Genomic DNA, 17,409 nt, shown 5'->3' with positions numbered 1-17,409 from the left:
GAGTCAAGAAATGGCACGAATGAAATTCCTATGTGACACCAAACGCTGCATCGAATGTAACGGCTGTGTGACTGCATGTAAAAACGAAAACGACGACGCGCTAGAGTGGGGTATTCAACGCCGCCGCGTAGTAACACTTAACGATGGCGAACCAGGTGAAAACTCAATCTCGGTCGCTTGTATGCACTGTACAGATGCGCCTTGTATGGCTGTTTGTCCTGCAGACTGTTTCGAGCACACTGAAGATGGCATCGTTCTACACAACAAAGATCTCTGTATCGGTTGTGGTTACTGTCTATTTGCGTGTCCGTTCGGTGCGCCTCAGTTCCCTAAACAAGCGTCGTTTGGTGAGCGCGGCAAGATGGACAAATGTACATTCTGTGCAGGTGGTCCAAACACTGAACCTGGCTCAATAGAAGAGCGTGAGAAGTACGGTGCTAACCGTATTGCAGAAGGTAAACTACCTATGTGTGCTTCTCTATGTTCAACTAAAGCACTTCTAGCTGGTGATGCAGAGAAAGTGTCAGACATCTTCCGCCAACGTGTGGTTCAGCGTGGTGCTGAAAACGCAGGTTGGACAAATGGTGAAGATCTGTCTTTCGACGCAACTAAAAGCTAAGGTTTGGAGAGAGATATGACACATCTGTTTAAACGTCTCTCTCTTGCAGTGCTGCCATTTTTGGCAGCACTGGCAATGGCTCTTTCACTGCCAGCGGCAGCGCAAGAGTCAGTGCCAACTGCACAGAAAGAGATGGCGCAGCTTGCTGGTACAGAGTTCTGGAAAGAAGTACGAGAAGGTGAGTCTGGCTATACAACGTCTAAGTTCCCAGAGCACGGTGTTCTTATCAGTACGCCAGGTGAGACTTGGTTTGTACTAAAAGAGAAATGGATGTCTCCAGCTGGTGCAGTCGCGATCTTCGGTAGTATCGCGATGGTTATCATGGCGTACGTATTTGTTGGGCCACTTATGCTGAGCAAACCACGTACCGGCAAGAAGATGAAGCGTTGGTCGCGTTGGGACCGAGCGCTGCACTGGAGCATGGCGTTTACATTCTTAACGCTAGCGTTCAGCGGTCTGATGTTGGTTTATGGTAAGCACTTCTTAAAGCCTTATGTTCCAAGTGAGTTTTGGGGCTTTGTGATCATGTTAGCTAAGCAATACCACAACTACGTAGGACCATTGTTCTTTGTTTTACTTACTTTTGTTCTGCTGAAGTGGTGGCGCAAGTCTATCCCTAACATGACTGACGTTCGTTGGTTTATGAAAATGGGCGGCATGGTTGGTAAGCATAAGGGAACGCATCCTTCTGCAGGTTTCTCTAACGGTGGTGAAAAAGCGATTTATTGGTTGCTAATCGGCTTTGGTGCTATCGCTGCGGTAAGTGGCTTGATCCTTGACTTCCCAATCTTTGGTCAGACACGTCGCGATATGGAAATCTCTAACTTAGTGCATATGTTCTCAGCACTTATCCTGATCTGTGGCTTCATTTTCCACATCTACATCGGTCTATTCGGTATGGAAGGGGCACTTGAAGGCATGGTTACTGGTGAAGTTGACGAGACTTGGGCAAAAGAACACCACGATTTGTGGTATGAAGAAGTTAAAGCAAAAGAAGCGATGGGCGAGGCTGAGCCGAGCGAAACAGTGCAAAAAGGAGTAAAAGCTGATGAACAAACCTCATAATGGTATTTGGGTTGCGTACATCCTAAGCTGCTTTACGCCTTTCACATTCCTTATTTCTGGCGTAGTTGCAATTATTTACGCAGGTTACCGCTTAGATAAAGGTGAAGATGGTGAAGTGATTAACTCGCACTACTACGGGTTGATTCGTACGTTTTTCTTGTACCTAACTTTCTTCGTTGTGCTTATCGTAACGGTAGCAACAACCAATGGTGTTCTTGCTGGTATCGAACGTTACTGGTTCCATAACACTTTGCTGGACAAAGTGGCTTACGCAATACCTGTCGTGGGTGGCGTGTTTGCTATCCTAGCCATTCTGGTGTGGTTTATGCGTATGTTCCAAGGCATGCAACAACTAAAGGCGAATAAGCCCCACAGACCATCTACAGGTCCAAACTTATAGTCTAAAAAGGTCTCTTCGGAGACCTTTTTTAGTGCTAAGCACGTTCTATCGTCAGCAGTTCCCTTTTTTCGCTTGCCCCGGAGGACAGAACTTATAGTCACTATTGCTATGCTTACCATCGCTATCTTTGGTACTTACCTTGACTTCCACATCATCGACTTCGCCTTCTACTCGGGTTAACTGGCAACCTAGCAAAGAGACAGCTAGTACAGCAACAAGAGACAATCTCAGCATTGTTTTTCCTCTCAAAACTCAATATTCACGGTCATCAGTACGACCATGGTCTAATCCATATTACTATTGTTGTTTTTCTTTCAGTGTTAAGCTTAAGCAAAAGAGTAACAAGGACAGGTTATGGATTTCCCTTATAGAAATATTGTAGTACTAACTGGCGCGGGTATCTCTGCAGAGTCGGGGATTCAAACTTTTCGCACGCAAGATGGTTTGTGGGAGAATCACCGCATAGAGGATGTTGCGACACCGGAAGGATTCGCCCGTAATCCTGATCTCGTGCAAGATTTTTACAATCAGCGTCGCCGTAAGTTACAAGACAGTGTCATTGCACCTAATCCCGCCCATCTAGCTCTTGGACGTCTTGAGCAAGAACTGGATGGTACAGTGACAATAATCACCCAAAACATCGACAACCTGCATGAACGTGGCGGGAGTGAGAATGTCATTCACATGCACGGTGAACTGCTTAAAGCGCGCTGCAGTGAGTCTAATCAGGTCGTTGACCATGCAGATGATATTCATACTGGCGAGATGTGCCATTGTTGCCAAATTCCGTCGCAAATGCGTCCTCATATTGTGTGGTTTGGTGAAATGCCGCTGCGCATGGGGGACATCTACGCGGCAATAGAAAAAGCCGATTTGTTTGTTTCAGTTGGAACATCAGGTGTAGTTTATCCTGCAGCAGGATTTGTTCACGACGCTCGCATGCATGGCGCTCACACCATCGAAATCAACTTAGAGCCAAGTGCGGTCGAAAGTGAGTTCAAAGAGAAACGTTATGGTAAGGCGAGTATTGAAGTGCCAAAGCTCGTTGATGAGATTCTCGCGGTAAAAAAGGCTAAAATTGCTTAGATAGAGCAGGGCTCGGCAGATAAAAAAAGCGGCTATTTAGCCGCTTTTTTGTCAACGTTGATACGATTAGTTATCAACTTTTAGCTTTTGGAAGTACTCGTCGTAAAGCACACTGGCTTCACCAACTTCATCTTGCCATTCACCGCTATCCATCACTTCCTGTGGAGGGAAGATGTTTGTGTCGTTAGCAAACTCTTTTGGAAGCAATTCCAACGCAGTCTTCACTGGAGTTGGGTAGCCAATCTCAAGAGCGATCTTAGCTGCGTTTTCTGGGCGTAGTAGGAAGTCGATCATCTCGTGAGCCGCTTCTACGTTCTTCGCACCAGCTGGAATTGCTAGGCTGTCCATCCAGAAGATCGCGCCTTTTTCAGGCCAGATGATATCGATTTGAGCACCTTCTTGGCGAGCCATGTATGCAGAACCGTTCCAAAGCATGCCAAGAGAAACTTCACCCGCTAAGTATGGGTTTGCAGGGAAGTCTGAGTTGAAGACTAATACATTTGGCATTAGTTTTTTCAGCTCTTCATACGCCGCTTTAATTTCATCAGGGTTAGTGGTGTTTGGTGAGTAACCTAGTTTTGTCAGTGCGATGTGGAATACTTCACGAGAGTCATCCATCAACATTAACTGACCAGCCCACTTGCTATCCCAAAAATCTGACCAGTTTTTCACTGTATCTTTAGGTAGCATTTCTGAGTTGATACCAATACCTGTCGCACCCCAGATGTATGGGATAGAGAAGTTATTGTTTGGATCAAAAGGCTTGTTTAGGTAGTTTGGATCCAGATCAGCAAAGTGTGACAATTTCGACTTATCAATTTGTTGCAGCATGCCTTCTTTGCGCATCTTAGATACAAAGTAAGTAGACGGTACTACCAAATCGTAACCAGTACCTTGTGTTTTTAACTTCGCGTACATGCTCTCATTTGATTCGTACGTTGAGTAGTAAACTTTGATACCAGTTTCTTTTGTAAAGTCTTCAAGAACTTCGTTCGGGATGTATTCCGACCAGTTGTAGAAATAAAGTTCTTGATCAGCAGCCATCGCTGAAGAGGCGAATAGGCTAGCTGCGCAAAGTGCGCCTGCATAGAATTTACTTTTCATTATATTTCCGTTTTATCTCACTAATTCAGCACATTACCAATCCTGATAATATCCTCTGAGTCAGCATATAAAAGTATAAAAGTGTATGTTACTAGATTATTAACAACCTAGCGGCACGCGATTATATCAGTACAAAAATAAAAAAGGCAGCCAATGCTGCCTTTTTTGATGCTTATCAAGCGGATTATTGACCTGCTTTAAGCTTTAGGAAGTAATCTTCGTATTTAACGGTTAGATCACCAACAGAGTCTTGCCACTCAACGCGGTCAAGGTCTTCTTGAGATGGGAACAGTGGCGCAACATCTTGGAACTTGTCGTTAGATGCTTTCACTGCTGTCAGGTAACCAGTATCACCTGAGATTTGCTCAGCAATTTCTGGGCGTAGTAGGAAGTCGATCATCTTATGTGCCGCTTCTACGTTTTTCGCGCCTGAAGAGATAGCAAAGTTATCTACCCAACCGATACCGCCTTCTTTAGGGAATACCAGTTTAAGTGGAAGGCCTTCTTTTTGCGCTGCCGCAGCAGAACCGTTCCAAAGCATACCAACACCAACTTCACCAGACATGTACGGTGCACCTGGGTTGTCAGAGTTAAATAGTAGAACGTTTGGCATTAGCTTTTGCAGCTCAGCATAAGCTTCGTCGATTTGTTTAGGATCCGTAGAGTTACCAGAGTAACCTAACTTACGTAGTGCAATGTGGAATACTTCACGAGTATCGTCCATTAGCATTACTTGACCTTCAAGCTCAGGTTTCCATAGGTCAGCCCAGCTTTGGAAGTCATTTGGATCGTACATGTCAGTGTTAACCGCAAGACCAGTAATCGCGACTACGTGTGGAATAGAGTAGTCGTTGTTTGGATCAAAAGGTTTGTCTAGGTAGTTTGGATCCAGATTCTTGAAGTTAGTCAGTTTAGACTTATCAATCTTCTGTAGCATACCTTCATCACGCATCTTCGCAACGAAGTACGTAGAAGGTACGACAAGATCGTAACCTTGGTTATGAGTCTTTAGCTTTGCATACAAAGTTTCATTCGACTCGTAAGTAGAATAAATTACCTTGATGCCTGTTTCTTCGGTAAATTGCTCTAGGATATTACTGTTAATGTAAGGACCCCAGTTCATAAATACCAATTCTTTGTTTTCGTCCGCTGCCACTGCACCAGAGAACAGAGAAAGCGCACATGCACTACCAGCTAATAGAGTAGCCCATTTTTTCATCGACGTTAGTCTCCAAACCAAACGTTGCTCAGAATACCAATATCTGAGCGATTTATAGAAAAACAGAATGGCATAGCCATTCTGTTTCGTGAAAAGTCCGCGATTCTACTTCACTTTCTCTCTTGCTAGCAACTGTGAAGTAACTACAAGAGCTAAAGAAATAATCAACATGACTGTCGCAAGGGCATTAACCTCAGGAGAGATGCCCACTTTAACCATTGAATAGATTTTCAACGGCAAAATTTCATACGTTGGACCAGTTACAAATGAACTGATGATTACGTCATCCAGAGACAACGTGAAGCTTAGCAACCAACCTGCCGCAACCGCTGGCTTTGCCAGAGGAAGAATGATCTGTTTTAGAATCACCCATTCGCTTGCACCAAGGTCTTTTGCCGCTTCCAACATTTTCACATCGAAACCATTTAAACGGCTGTATACAGAAACCACTACAAATGGCAGACAGAAAGTGATGTGTGCCACCAAAAGAGTGAAGAATCCAAGCTGTGCACCCATTACTAGGAATAGCGCCAGTAGTGAAATCGCCATTACGATATCCGGCGACATCATAACCACGAAAAGCATACCGTTCACTAGGCCCTTACCCTTGAATGAGTAACGGAATAGGGCAACTGCTGTTAAGCTACCGATAATTGTAGCAGCTGTCGCGGAAAACACCGCGACGTTTAACGAGTGCCAAGCCGCTTGCATTAAGCTGTCATTATTGATCAGCGTTTCGTACCATTTGGTGGTAAAGCCACCCCATTTCATACCAAAGCGGTTGTCGTTAAATGAGTTAACAATCAGCACGACAATCGGAAGGTAAAGAAACGCATACACAAGCGTCATAAAGCTAAATCTAACTGCACGTCCCATTAGTCTAGCTCCACTTTTTTGTTCAATAGTTTACCCGCTCTATAGTAAGCATATAGCATCACTGCCATCGCGAAGGTGAGGGCAATACTGGTTGCCGCACCGAATGGCCAGTCTCGAGCGTTGAGCACTTGGCTCTTGATTACGTTACCAATCAGTAGGTTCTTCGCGCCGCCTAAAAGGTCTGAAATGTAGAACATACCTAGCGCAGGAAGAAGCACCAATAGACAACCACCGATAATACCTGGTGTGGTCAAAGGTAGAATTACACGCGTAAAGGTTTGGAACTTGTTCGCGCCAAGATCTTTCGCCGCTTCGATGTAGGTACCGTCTAGTTTCTCAATTGCACTGTATAGAGGCAGAATCATGAAAGGCAGCAGAATGTAAACCAAACCAATCATAACTGCTGTCTCGGTGTACATAAGACGCAGAGGCTTATCGATGATTTCCATTGCCATTAAAGACTTGTTCAAGATGCCTTGAGTACCCAATACGATTTTTAAACCGTAAGTACGGATTAGTGAGTTAGTCCAAAATGGCACAATCACTAGGAACAACATGAACGGACGCCATTTCTCAGGCATTTTCGCCACGATATAAGCGAATGGATAACCAATGATTAAACACAGTACTGTCGCAACGATCGCCATGTAGAAAGAGTGCATTAGCACTTTTGCGTACAGAGGATCCATTAAACGGAAGTAGTTATCGAAAGTGAATGTCATTTCGATAAGATTGGCTTCGTCACGAGTCAGAAAGCTAGTTCCAATGATCATTAGGTTTGGTATAAGCACAAATAGTGTTAACCAACCAACGATTAGAGCAATAATAGCGTTCTGAAGATTAAACTTCTTGGTGATCATTTAGTACAACCTCCCAGCTTTCAACCCAAGTAACAGCAACTTTTTGCCCTAGAGAGTGGTCAACATCAGGATCGTCTTCATTGAAGAACTCGCTCACCATAACTCGCATGCCAGATTCCAGTTGGATAACAGAATCTAGGGTCATACCTTTGTAGGTACGCTCAGTTACATGACCTACGATGCCGCGTTGCTCAGATTCTTTGATCTCTTCGATTCGCAAATCTTCTGGGCGAAGTAGTACTTGTAGTTTATCACCAGGGTTGGCTTCGTTTTCGTAGTACACCACTGACTCAACACCTTCAATTTCCGCGCGAATACGCTTCTCATCGATGCGCTCTAGCATCGTGGTGTTGAATACGTTGATCTCACCGATAAAACGAGCAACAAATAGGTTTTTAGGCTCTTCGTAAATTTCACGTGGCGAACCATCTTGCTCAATCACACCGTCACGCATAACAATGATGCGGTCAGACATAGAAAGGGCTTCTTCTTGGTCGTGAGTTACGAAGATAAAAGTGATACCTAGTTGGCGTTGTAGTTGCTTAAGCTCAATTTGCATCTGCTTACGCAGTTTGTAATCAAGAGCAGACAGCGACTCGTCAAGCAGCAATACTTTTGGTTTGTTCACAACGGCGCGCGCGATCGCGATACGTTGCTGTTGACCGCCTGAAAGCTGATGTGGTTTACGCTGAGCCATTTTCTCAAGGCGAACCATACGAAGGGCTTCCATTACGCGCGGTTCAATTTCCGCCTCAGCAACTTTTTGCATGCGCAAACCGAATGCCACGTTTTCGAAAACGGTCATATGAGGGAAGAGTGCGTAACTCTGAAATACGGTATTTACATGGCGCTGCTCAGCAGGAACCTGAGTGACGTTTTGACCGTCGAGGATAATGCTACCATTATCTGCGGTTTCAAAACCTGCAATCATCCTTAGAACGGTGGTTTTACCACAACCTGATGGACCTAGAATTGTTAAAAATTCACCGTGGTTCACATCAAGGTTAAGATTACCGATGATTTCCTTACCATCGAAACTCTTACTAATCCCAGTCAAACGGATAACTGGTTGCTCTGCTGTTTGTTTATTCAACGTCTGTTTTTCTCCCACATTGGTCATACTTACTGCAAAATCGTTTATGACCCGTAGTTACACAAATAGAGGCGCGCATCATAATCACCAATAGTGTGAAATCAAAGCATTTTCTTTCTTCAACATCGAAAAAAATTTACAGGTAAAAGTAAACATTGTTTACCATACTGTTTTTATAGCGCTTGCTGTTTTAGCCGTAGGTAAAAAGAAAATACGTAATTCACTGTAAACACTTGATGATTTAAGGCTATGTCGGTTAATTATCAACCAAACAGTCCAGAAAGCAAGAGTGAGACGTATAAACGATATGTGAGTCAATTTGCTTTGGTTATAATGCGTGAAATCGCAATTTTTGCTTACAGCGTTAGGATTGCTTATCACGGTCTTTTCACGGTACTTTTAACCCCGTGATGACAGACACGAGTAAACGTAAATTCAACCGGATTAAATAATGAGTAATGATATTGAAAAAGACTTTAACTTAGGTGGAAGTGTTGAACGCGCAATCTCCGGGAATTACGAGTTAAAAGCAGGGGACGTATTTAAAGAAGCATGGGCTCAAACGGTCAAGAACTTCTTATCCTTCTCTCCAGCCATTGTGATGCTTTTAATTGTTCAGTTCGGTGTGTTCTACATTGCGCTTAAGTTACAGCTCGGTGACCCAGCCGTAATTTTTGATGCAGTCACCAACCCTGAAGCATTTAGTCCTTCAATTGTACAAGCAATTTATATCGCCAACTTCAGCTACGAAGTAATCAGTGCGCCAATTTATGCCGGTATCTGTTTGATGGCAATGAGCCACTCTGCTGGGCTGACTACCAAGCCTCGTCATATTGCGAAGGGTTTACAGTTCACTATCCCAGTTATTTTGGCAACACTGTTTAGCCTGATGCTACAAGGCGTTGCAGGGATGATACTACCGTTTCTATCAATGTACTTGTCACTGGCGTTCAGCAACTCCATTTTGCTGATATGTGAAAAACAAGTACCGCCGATGCAATCACTGCTGTTGTCTTTGCGTGCCGTGAACAAGAAGATCATCGTACTTTCAGGCATCTATATCATGGTTATGCTGATGTTCATTGCTGGCGCAATGTTTTATGGAATTGGTTTGATCTTTGTGTTGCCATTCTTCTTCCATGTTAAAGGGATTATTTACCGCAATATGTTCGGTATTAAACTGAAAATCGTCGCGACCGAGCGACCGAAAGATGACGATGACCACAACCCGCAGGTGTTTGATGCGTAAAAATGAATTTTTCGCCCTAGCAGCCACAACCATCGTGGCTGTTTTTGGTTTTTATCAATATGAGTTTCAACCAAAAGAAGAAGAGCAGGTAGAGACAGATCGAATTACTTTTATCGGTAGTGCTGTGGGTGCAGCGCCAGACTTCGGTCAAATTGATGATGTGAATGAGAAGAAGCAAGCATTCTTTGACTATTTACGTCCCGGAGTAGAGCTTGAGAATCAACGCGTGCAAAAAGAGCGGGCACGGTTAATTCGCATCCAAAACAACTTTACACAAGGGCGTTTGACGGGTGAAGACTCGAGTTATGCTAAGCGTTTAAGTAAGTTGTATGCGGTTGAGTTGACGACAGAAGGCGTTAATGAGGCTTGGCTTGATAAAATGCTTCATCGCGTCAACGTGCTACCTGAGGCGTTAGTGATGACCCAAGCCGCGAACGAGTCCGCCTGGGGCACATCGAGATTTGCCAAACAAGGTAACAACTATTTCGGTCAATGGTGCTACACCAAAGGTTGCGGCATGGTTCCGTTACAGCGTAACTCTGGGTCATTTCATGAAGTCGCTAAGTTTGAATCGGTACAAGAATCTATCCACCGTTACTTTATGAACGTTAACCGCAACAACGCCTATTATGATTTACGTGAGATTCGCTTTGCGAGACAAAACTCGGACCAAAGCCTGATTGGCCCACAGGCAGCGATCGCGCTTACTAACGGTCTACTAAAGTATTCTGAGCGAGGTGAGGCGTACGTCAAGGACTTACAAGCCATGATCAGACATAATGATAAGTACTGGACAAATTATAACGATCAAATGAATTGATGAAAAAAACTACGCTCACACTGATGACAACAGCGCTTTTAAGCGCTGTTTCTTTACCTAGTTATGCCCAAGAATACATGTTCACCTATTCAAAGCTATTCACGCATATGAAGCAGAATGCCAATGAAGGACATGAAGATGTAAAAGTCGGCTTTTTCTTTCTCAATGCCGATACAAAAAAACTGTGCAAAATCGAAAAAGCATGGATGGAGAAAGAGGAACATTATGAAGAGCTAAGTATCTCACCGTATCAAGAGGTGCTTGTCCCGCTAGATGACAACCTGAGATCCGCCAATCCCCTTGTTTTTGTTGATACGCCTCAAGATCAACGCTGCGACTTTTCTATGGTTGTAATGACCAAGCAACCGTTATCAGGCCAAGTGAGTTACCAAGAGATAGAATCACTAATGCCGCAAATGCAATCAATCCTTGAAGAGCTTGGAGGAATGTTTGCGAGTTGGTTTACACCGGATGTCGAGGGTGTGACGTTAGAATTTGCTGATAATCTAAGTTCAGTGGTGACATTTTCTAACGGAAGCGAAAAAGAGATTATTGATGGTAAAGTACAAATTGCACTGAGTGAGATTGGTGAGGGCGGCTTTATTACGCTTCCGCAACCCACAGCAAGAGTGTTGCCGTATCTACCTAAGGCTAAGTAATCAAAACTAAAAAGGTCGCTAAAGCGACCTTTTCAATACCCGTTCGAGTGCAGAACTTAGATGTTTGTTACATCAAGCTTCAAACTCGGGTCGAACTCTTGCACAACATCTTCATCAACGAAGTTTTGTGTTGGTAACTCTTCTTTGTCAAAACCGATATCGCCACCGTTAATCACACCTGAATCGCGATTAATCGATTTAAAATCGAACAGTTCGTAGTCTGCCAAGTGACTTGGTACCACGTTTTGCATCGCACGGAACATGCTTTCAATACGGCCAGGGAAACGCTTATCCCACTCATTAAGCATTTGCTTAATATTTTGACGTTGTAGGTTTGGCTGAGAGCCACATAGATTACAAGGGATAATCGGGTACTCACGCATATCTGCGTATTTGATGATGTCTTTTTCGCGGCAGTAAGCAAGCGGGCGAATAACAACATGTTCACCGTTGTCCGATACTAGTTTCGGTGGCATGCCTTTCATTTTGCCGCCATGGAACATGTTTAAGAACAGTGTTTCTAAAATGTCATCACGATGGTGACCGAGGGCAATCTTAGTTGCACCAAGTTCTTTCGCGGTACGGTATAAAATACCACGACGCAGACGCGAACAAAGTGAGCAAGTCGTTTTACCTTCAGGGATCTTATCTTGAACGATTGAATAAGTATCTTCTTCGACAATTTTGTACTCGACGCCAATTGACTCTAGGTACTCAGGCAGAATGTGCCCTGGAAACCCAGGTTGTTTTTGGTCAAGGTTTACAGCCACAAGAGAGAATGAGATAGGCGCGCTCTTTTGCAGGCTCATCAGTATATCCAACATAGTAAAGCTGTCTTTACCACCTGATAGACAAACCATAATACGATCACCATCTTCAATCATATTGAAGTCTTGAATCGCTTGGCCGGTATTGCGGCGGATACGCTTTTGAAGTTTGTTGAAATTATATTGTTGAGCTTTGCTTAGCTCTTGAGTTTGCTCTGTCATTAGTTCGCAGTCTTATCTGTTATCTTAAACACATCGATACCCATCTAAAGACATTACGGCCTTAAGAAAAGTTCGAACGGCGTATGATACGGATAAATCTTGCAGATGCTAGTGCTTTCGATAGCGCACAAAGAAAAATCCCCTCTAAACATAGAGGGGATCGGTTAAGAGTGTTTGATCGCCTAGATGGCCGTCGATGGGTCTAACGGACTAATGTAGCCCTCTGGCTTAAGTGCCATGACATCACAGTTAATCTTATCGATAACATGTTCTGCGGTATTACCAATAAAGACAGCAGAAAGACCAGTACGCCCAGAAGTCCCGATGATCACCATCGCCGAATTCAACTTCTCAGCTGACTCCGGAATAATGTCCTCTGGTAGGCCTTGCTCTACAATCGTCTGTTCTTCATCGTAACCATGCTTCTGACGCAATGCTTTCATCGCCGTTAAGTGGTGACCACGAACAGCATCCGTGTAGGTCGTTGGGTCAAACTCTGGCAGTTCAATGGTAATGTTTGCCGGAGTAACAGGATAGGCGTTAACCAAATAAGGTTTTGCGCCAAGTCTTTCTGACAAACTATTTAATTGATCAACCATTAAGTCGTTCAAGGTTTGGTGAGTCTCATTTTCTGAACCCACATGTACAGACGCCAATATGCTTGCATTCTCAGGCCATTCTGAGTTTTTAACCAACAGCACAGGAGCAGGGCATTTGCGTAGCAAGTGCCAATCAGTCGGAGTGAAGATGACTGACTCTAACACATCATGTTTACGCGTTCCCTTAATGACAATATCGTGTTCTCCAGCGTAAACCTGAGCAATGATCGCTTCGTAAGGACGGTTATGCCATACCACGATAACATCGAAATCAATTGAATCATTAATATAGGGTTCTGCTACTGAACGCATCCACTGTTCACGTTGATGAATGACACCTTTACGCATGGCATTTCTTTCATCGATGGAAAGCATAGAGGTCATATCATAGGAGAAGTCATAAATAGAAAGAAAAAACGTGATGTGGCTACGAGAGCGACTTTTGGCAGCTAATTGCATAGCACGTGCAAGGGCAGGTTGCTCGTCGCTATTAATATTGGCGACTACAAGGATGTTATTATAAATACTCATTGTTAACTCCTTAGTGAAGAGGAGACTTAAAATTAAAATAAGTCAACCGGGCCGACATCTACCCAATTGTTTTAAAAATACTTGGGTATACTTCACTTTAGCGCAGTTCGAGGAGTTTTTTTAGCAAAAAATGAGGGAAAGAAGGGGAAAGTATGATGTAGCTCATCAAAGAGCTACATCATTGAAGTTATTGAGATTCTGTTGAAACACCAGCCAGTTGCATCAATGCGTCATGATCGATAATGGTGATGTACTTGCCTTTAACGCTTAGAATTTCAGACTTTTGGAAACGGCCAAGAAGACGGCTGATTGTTTCCACGGTCAGTCCAAGATAATTGCCGATATCACCACGAGTCATGGTTAAGCGGAACTCACGCGGACTAAAGCCTCGTTGAGAGAAACGGGTAGAAAGGTTGTATAAAAAAGCTGCCAGACGTTCCTCGGCGTTTTTCTTCGACAACAACAAGATCATTTCCTGATCGCCTTTAATTTCGTTACTCATCAAACGCATGATTTGCTGACGTAACTTAGGCATTTTTCCAGAAAGGTCATCTAAAATCTCGTACGGGATTTCACACACCATAGAGGTTTCGAGCGCTTGGGCGAAACTAGGGTGGCTATCATCAGTAATTGCGTCAAAGCCGACAAGATCGCCCGCTAGATGGAATGCAGTGATTTGCTCGTCACCTTGTTCTGTGATCGTGTAGCTTTTAATCGTGCCTGAACGAATCGCATAGAGTGACTTTAGTTCATCACCAGCTTTAAATAGCTCTTGGCCTTTTTGGATTGGTTTCTTGCGTTCGATGATTTGGTCAAGTTGATCCAGCTCAGACTCATTTAGCGTAAATGGAATGCATAGCTGGCTAATGCTGCAATCTTGACAATGTATCGCACAACCACCCGACTGAATGCGTTTTGCAGGCTTTTCAGAAATCATAACAACCTTTCACTATTTGATATACATCAATATTTTACCACCGCTAAATTATAAAAGGTAGTGAAAAAAGGTGCTTAAAAACAGTAATCTATCAACCTATAGTCAGTAATCTTATCGATCCATAGGCTGTAAATATGCCGTAAGCCAATATTAACAGCGCTGCGATATTTCTAAAAACAGGAGATTGTTGCAATTTATGTAAATACTGGGAACCATACCCAACTGCGACCATAGCAGGGAGTGTTCCGGCGCCAAAACAGAGCATAATCATTGCACCATTTACCGCACTTCCCGACACCACAGCCCAAGTTAACGTTGAATAGACAAGCCCACAGGGTAACCATCCCCAAATGAAGCCAAATGGTACTGCATGAACTGGCTTTTGTAGCGGAAGGAGTTTTTTGCCCAACGGAGATACCCACTGCCAAATCGACTGACCCATTTTTTCAATCACGAGTAGACCTTGCCACCACTTAGCAATGTAGCAAGCCAGCAAAACCATAAACAGTGCAGCAACCAATCTCAGCCATGCGAAACTTTGATTTAAATTTGCGACGTCTGCAACAGTTGAGACTGCACCACCAATCACACCGCCGATTAAAGCGTAACTCAAAATGCGACCGAGGTTATAAAATAGAGGGATGAGTGCAGAAGGGCGAGACTGTCCCATTGTAAGTAGAGAGGCAATGCCGCCACACATACCCACACAATGTCCAGCGCCCACGAGACCAATCACGAAGGCAGCAAGAAAATCAGCGTTCATTTTTTGTTGTTATCCCGCTCGTCTTCATCAAACAAGATATTATGACCTTGTCGTTCCAGATCTTCGAACTGCTCACTTTTCACCGCCCATAGAAAAATCGCCACTGCCACACAGACGAGGACGATCGCGATCGGGATAAGAATATAGAGACTTTCCATGGATTACTTACCTTGTTCCTTGAGTAGTCTAAGCGAGTTAGATACCACGATGATTGAACTGGCCGACATGCCAACAACGGCAAAATATGGCGCGACAAGACCTGCGACCGCCAATGGCAAAATGAATAAGTTATAGCCTAACGACCAAGCGAGGTTTTCCGCAATTATTCTACGTGTTTTAAGAGCTAGCTCACGCGCTTTAAGAATTCTGTCTAAATTGTCACCCAGCAGTACCATATCAGCGGATGCTTTAGCCACGTCTGTGCCTCCGCCCATCGCAACAGAAAGGTGAGCTCCAGCCAGCGTCGGAGCATCATTGATCCCATCACCAATCATCATGGTGACATCATTTGATTCGCCGCTATTGAGGTAGTTGAGTTTATCTTGTGGTTTGGCTTGGGCAACGACATCCTCGATGCCAATCTGTTTGGCCACCAGTTGCGCATTCTCAACAGAATCTCCCGTTAATAGGGTGACGCGCACGCCTGCCTGCTGAAACTGTTTGATAAATGCTTTCGCTTCTTTACGGATGGGGTCTTGGTAAGTAAATGTCGCGATTAGCTTATCATCTAACGAAAGGTAGATAGCATTGGCCATTGTGGGACTTTGAGTTGGCAGAACAAAACCCGCACTGCCGATCTTAAGTTGTTTTCCTTGATAGCGCCCCACAATACCTGAGCCAATAATGTTCTCAATTTGCTCAACATTGATTTGGTTGTCTAAGTACGGACGGAATGCTCGCGCGAGTGGGTGGTTCGCGTGAGCTTCTAAAGCCGCCGCCAAAGCCAACACCTGCTGCCGGTCAAAGTTACCTTGTAACGAAACATCACTAATCACGATGTCGCCGTGGGTTAGGGTGCCAGTCTTATCGACAATCAGATGGTTCACTTTACACAGCGTCTCAAACACGTGGCTTTTACGTAATAGGATGCCGTAATTGCCCATACGAGAAGTGGCACAGGTTAATGCGGTTGGTGTCGCCAGCGACAATGCACAAGGGCAGGTTGCAACAAGTACTGCTAGCATGATCCAAAATGCATCTTCTGGTTGGTTCTGCTGCCAATAGAACCAAGTTGCTGCTGCAATCAGTAATATAGCCGCGACAAAGTAGCGGGCTACTACATCAGCAATCTCTGCGATTTTTGGCTTAGATAACTGTGCTTCATCTTGAAGGCGAACAATATTGGAAATCATCGAATCCGCTTTAGAGGAACTGACTTCCAAAATAAACGCTTCTTCGCCATTGAGTGTCCCGGCAAACGCTTTATCACCCATTTGTTTAACCACAGGCACAGATTCACCGGTCAACATTGATTCATCAATATGAACACGACCATCGACAATGATGCCATCGGCTGGAACATGTTCGCCAGGTAATACTCGCACCTTATCGCCGACGCTCAGTGTTTTTACTGGTACTTGTTCGCCTTCGATTGTCGTCGCCATCGCAGGTATTAGTTTAAGCAAGTTGCCACTGGCAGCGGCAGCTTTGCGCCTTGCTCGCATCTCGAGGAAGCGTCCAACCAATAAAAAGAAAGCGAACATCGAGATAGACTCGAAGAACACTTCTCCTTGCTCTGTCACCGTGGCAACTACGCTGGCGATATAGGCAAAGATCATCGCAATAGAGACTGGAACATCCATACCTAGAGTACGGCTGCGTAGGCTCCGCCACGCGTTCACGTAAAAAGGTAACGCAGAATAGAGCATGACCGGCGTAGCAAAAATCAGGCTTACCCAGCGAAAATAGTTCTTAAATTCCGCATCAAGGTCACCAAATACTTCCAAGTAGAGAGCAACAGCGAGCATCATCACTTGCATCGTTGCTAAACCTGCAATACCGAGGCGGTAGAGGTATTGCTTCATTGCTCGATGATAGTCGGCTTCTTGTTGGTCGGCTTCAAATGGTGCGGCTTTATAACCGAGTTGATGGATTGCTGACAGAAGTTCGCTGAGTTTAGTTTTGGTATTGTTCCATGATAGAAGTGCGCGATTGGTAGTGGTGTTGACACGAATGCGTACTACACCGTCTGTATGTGAGAGTTGTTTTTCAATCAACCAAGCACAAGCAGCACAAGAAATGCCATCTAGTGACAATGTCACCTCGGATAATTCATCGCTGTTGCGCACAAACTCGTTTTGAACTTCTTGATTGTCATAATGGATCAAAGCTTGAAGTTGCTCTGGTACTAAATCCGCTTTCTCAGCTGGCGCAGTACGGTACTGATAATAGGAGACAAGGCCGCTATCCACGATGGTTTGCGCCACTGTTTCACAGCCCGGGCAGCACATTTGGCGAATCTCGCCAAGTATTTCTACTTTAAAGTTCGTGTTGACTGGTACATCTTCACCACAGTGATAACACGTATTGCTCATAATCGT

The 17,409-nt window shown here is 44.3% G+C and carries 19 protein-coding genes; 7 read left to right on the top strand and 12 right to left on the bottom strand.

Translation table 11 applies throughout. The features are described from left to right. The first annotated feature begins 10 nt into the window (after positions 1–10). Genes fdh3B through GZK95_RS07450 form a run of 3 tightly spaced genes read left to right on the top strand, consistent with a single transcriptional unit; the run spans position 11 to position 2,084 of the window. Positions 11–619 (top strand): formate dehydrogenase FDH3 subunit beta, encoded by a 609-nt coding sequence (gene fdh3B / locus GZK95_RS07460; RefSeq protein WP_075709561.1) that lies wholly within the window; start codon positions 11–13, stop codon positions 617–619. Between the two features lie 15 nt (positions 620–634). Then, positions 635–1,684: a formate dehydrogenase subunit gamma gene (locus GZK95_RS07455; RefSeq protein WP_075709562.1), complete on the top strand. Its 1,050-nt coding sequence runs from the start codon at positions 635–637 to the stop codon at positions 1,682–1,684. Next, complete coding sequence (locus GZK95_RS07450; protein ID WP_075709563.1) at positions 1,668–2,084, top strand: hypothetical protein; 417 nt, start codon at positions 1,668–1,670, stop codon at positions 2,082–2,084. Before GZK95_RS07455 ends, GZK95_RS07450 begins: the two co-directional genes overlap by 17 nt. A gap of 51 nt (positions 2,085–2,135) precedes the next feature. Here GZK95_RS07450 and GZK95_RS07445 read toward each other — a convergent pair whose 3' ends face one another. After that, positions 2,136–2,318 (bottom strand): hypothetical protein, encoded by a 183-nt coding sequence (locus GZK95_RS07445; RefSeq protein WP_075709564.1) that lies wholly within the window; start codon positions 2,316–2,318, stop codon positions 2,136–2,138. A gap of 120 nt (positions 2,319–2,438) precedes the next feature. On the opposite strand from GZK95_RS07445, the gene cobB reads away from it, so the two are divergent. Beyond that, positions 2,439–3,170 (top strand): Sir2 family NAD+-dependent deacetylase, encoded by a 732-nt coding sequence (gene cobB / locus GZK95_RS07440; protein ID WP_075709565.1) that lies wholly within the window; start codon positions 2,439–2,441, stop codon positions 3,168–3,170. Positions 3,171–3,236: 66 nt separating this feature from the next. Here cobB and GZK95_RS07435 read toward each other — a convergent pair whose 3' ends face one another. The 5 genes from GZK95_RS07435 to potA form a co-directional block, all read right to left on the bottom strand. Beyond that, complete coding sequence (locus GZK95_RS07435) at positions 3,237–4,274, bottom strand: extracellular solute-binding protein (protein WP_075709566.1); 1,038 nt, start codon at positions 4,272–4,274, stop codon at positions 3,237–3,239. A gap of 184 nt (positions 4,275–4,458) precedes the next feature. Further along, entirely contained in the window at positions 4,459–5,493 is a 1,035-nt protein-coding gene (locus tag GZK95_RS07430) for an extracellular solute-binding protein (protein WP_075709567.1), read from the bottom strand. Positions 5,494–5,598: 105 nt separating this feature from the next. Continuing rightward, positions 5,599–6,369, bottom strand: a complete 771-nt coding sequence (gene potC / locus GZK95_RS07425) for a spermidine/putrescine ABC transporter permease PotC (RefSeq protein ID WP_075709568.1) — start codon at positions 6,367–6,369, stop codon at positions 5,599–5,601. Next, on the bottom strand, positions 6,369–7,229 hold the full coding sequence (potB, locus tag GZK95_RS07420; protein ID WP_075709569.1) for a spermidine/putrescine ABC transporter permease PotB: 861 nt from the start codon (positions 7,227–7,229) through the stop codon (positions 6,369–6,371). The genes potC and potB overlap by 1 nt, the downstream gene beginning before the upstream one ends. Further along, on the bottom strand, positions 7,210–8,340 hold the full coding sequence (gene potA / locus GZK95_RS07415) for a spermidine/putrescine ABC transporter ATP-binding protein PotA (RefSeq protein ID WP_075709674.1): 1,131 nt from the start codon (positions 8,338–8,340) through the stop codon (positions 7,210–7,212). The genes potB and potA overlap by 20 nt, the downstream gene beginning before the upstream one ends. 433 nt (positions 8,341–8,773) lie before the next feature. Here potA and GZK95_RS07410 point away from each other — a divergent pair, with 433 nt between their 5' ends. Genes GZK95_RS07410 through GZK95_RS07400 form a run of 3 tightly spaced genes read left to right on the top strand, consistent with a single transcriptional unit; the run spans position 8,774 to position 11,050 of the window. Continuing rightward, the gene (locus GZK95_RS07410; protein ID WP_075709570.1) at positions 8,774–9,571 is read left to right on the top strand and encodes a DUF2189 domain-containing protein; all 798 of its coding nucleotides are present in this window, start codon (positions 8,774–8,776) and stop codon (positions 9,569–9,571) included. Next, entirely contained in the window at positions 9,564–10,391 is an 828-nt protein-coding gene (locus GZK95_RS07405; protein ID WP_075715744.1) for a glucosaminidase domain-containing protein, read from the top strand. Before GZK95_RS07410 ends, GZK95_RS07405 begins: the two co-directional genes overlap by 8 nt. Next, the gene (locus tag GZK95_RS07400; protein WP_075715743.1) at positions 10,391–11,050 is read left to right on the top strand and encodes a DUF2987 domain-containing protein; all 660 of its coding nucleotides are present in this window, start codon (positions 10,391–10,393) and stop codon (positions 11,048–11,050) included. Before GZK95_RS07405 ends, GZK95_RS07400 begins: the two co-directional genes overlap by 1 nt. A 56-nt stretch (positions 11,051–11,106) precedes the next feature. Here the strand turns inward: GZK95_RS07400 and ttcA are convergent, their stop codons facing one another. The 6 genes from ttcA to GZK95_RS07370 all read right to left on the bottom strand — a co-directional run bounded on the left by ttcA (position 11,107) and on the right by GZK95_RS07370 (position 17,403). Beyond that, positions 11,107–12,039 (bottom strand): tRNA 2-thiocytidine(32) synthetase TtcA, encoded by a 933-nt coding sequence (ttcA, locus tag GZK95_RS07395; RefSeq protein WP_075709573.1) that lies wholly within the window; start codon positions 12,037–12,039, stop codon positions 11,107–11,109. 182 nt (positions 12,040–12,221) lie between these two features. Further along, the gene (uspE, locus tag GZK95_RS07390) at positions 12,222–13,169 is read right to left on the bottom strand and encodes a universal stress protein UspE (protein WP_075715742.1); all 948 of its coding nucleotides are present in this window, start codon (positions 13,167–13,169) and stop codon (positions 12,222–12,224) included. A gap of 187 nt (positions 13,170–13,356) precedes the next feature. Then, entirely contained in the window at positions 13,357–14,106 is a 750-nt protein-coding gene (locus GZK95_RS07385) for an FNR family transcription factor (RefSeq protein ID WP_075709575.1), read from the bottom strand. Positions 14,107–14,197: 91 nt separating this feature from the next. Further along, positions 14,198–14,869: a sulfite exporter TauE/SafE family protein gene (locus GZK95_RS07380; protein WP_075715741.1), complete on the bottom strand. Its 672-nt coding sequence runs from the start codon at positions 14,867–14,869 to the stop codon at positions 14,198–14,200. Next, entirely contained in the window at positions 14,866–15,027 is a 162-nt protein-coding gene (gene ccoS / locus GZK95_RS07375; protein WP_075709577.1) for a cbb3-type cytochrome oxidase assembly protein CcoS, read from the bottom strand. The genes GZK95_RS07380 and ccoS overlap by 4 nt, the downstream gene beginning before the upstream one ends. A gap of 3 nt (positions 15,028–15,030) precedes the next feature. Further along, on the bottom strand, positions 15,031–17,403 hold the full coding sequence (locus GZK95_RS07370) for a heavy metal translocating P-type ATPase (protein WP_075715740.1): 2,373 nt from the start codon (positions 17,401–17,403) through the stop codon (positions 15,031–15,033). Positions 17,404–17,409: the final 6 nt, after the last annotated feature.

Origin of the sequence: Vibrio panuliri (assembly GCF_009938205.1) — a bacterium.
GTDB classification, from domain to species: domain Bacteria; phylum Pseudomonadota; class Gammaproteobacteria; order Enterobacterales; family Vibrionaceae; genus Vibrio; species Vibrio panuliri.
This window is presented reverse-complemented; position numbering and strand designations above follow the sequence as displayed.

Excerpts from the sequence above, each read along its gene's own strand:
- ccoS (WP_075709577.1), bottom strand. The coding sequence starts at position 15,027 with ATGGAAAGTCTCTATATTCTTATCCCGATCGCGATCGTCCTCGTCTGT.
- GZK95_RS07430 (WP_075709567.1), bottom strand. The coding sequence starts at position 5,493 with ATGAAAAAATGGGCTACTCTATTAGCTGGTAGTGCATGTGCGCTTTCT.
- GZK95_RS07400 (WP_075715743.1), top strand. The coding sequence starts at position 10,391 with ATGAAAAAAACTACGCTCACACTGATGACAACAGCGCTTTTAAGCGCT.
- uspE (WP_075715742.1), bottom strand. The coding sequence starts at position 13,169 with ATGAGTATTTATAATAACATCCTTGTAGTCGCCAATATTAATAGCGAC.
- GZK95_RS07370 (WP_075715740.1), bottom strand. The coding sequence starts at position 17,403 with ATGAGCAATACGTGTTATCACTGTGGTGAAGATGTACCAGTCAACACG.
- GZK95_RS07445 (WP_075709564.1), bottom strand. The coding sequence starts at position 2,318 with ATGCTGAGATTGTCTCTTGTTGCTGTACTAGCTGTCTCTTTGCTAGGT.
- ttcA (WP_075709573.1), bottom strand. The coding sequence starts at position 12,039 with ATGACAGAGCAAACTCAAGAGCTAAGCAAAGCTCAACAATATAATTTC.
- GZK95_RS07410 (WP_075709570.1), top strand. The coding sequence starts at position 8,774 with ATGAGTAATGATATTGAAAAAGACTTTAACTTAGGTGGAAGTGTTGAA.
- GZK95_RS07385 (WP_075709575.1), bottom strand. The coding sequence starts at position 14,106 with ATGATTTCTGAAAAGCCTGCAAAACGCATTCAGTCGGGTGGTTGTGCG.
- potC (WP_075709568.1), bottom strand. The coding sequence starts at position 6,369 with ATGGGACGTGCAGTTAGATTTAGCTTTATGACGCTTGTGTATGCGTTT.
- GZK95_RS07435 (WP_075709566.1), bottom strand. The coding sequence starts at position 4,274 with ATGAAAAGTAAATTCTATGCAGGCGCACTTTGCGCAGCTAGCCTATTC.
- GZK95_RS07450 (WP_075709563.1), top strand. The coding sequence starts at position 1,668 with ATGAACAAACCTCATAATGGTATTTGGGTTGCGTACATCCTAAGCTGC.
- potB (WP_075709569.1), bottom strand. The coding sequence starts at position 7,229 with ATGATCACCAAGAAGTTTAATCTTCAGAACGCTATTATTGCTCTAATC.
- cobB (WP_075709565.1), top strand. The coding sequence starts at position 2,439 with ATGGATTTCCCTTATAGAAATATTGTAGTACTAACTGGCGCGGGTATC.
- GZK95_RS07380 (WP_075715741.1), bottom strand. The coding sequence starts at position 14,869 with ATGAACGCTGATTTTCTTGCTGCCTTCGTGATTGGTCTCGTGGGCGCT.
- GZK95_RS07405 (WP_075715744.1), top strand. The coding sequence starts at position 9,564 with ATGCGTAAAAATGAATTTTTCGCCCTAGCAGCCACAACCATCGTGGCT.
- fdh3B (WP_075709561.1), top strand. The coding sequence starts at position 11 with ATGGCACGAATGAAATTCCTATGTGACACCAAACGCTGCATCGAATGT.
- GZK95_RS07455 (WP_075709562.1), top strand. The coding sequence starts at position 635 with ATGACACATCTGTTTAAACGTCTCTCTCTTGCAGTGCTGCCATTTTTG.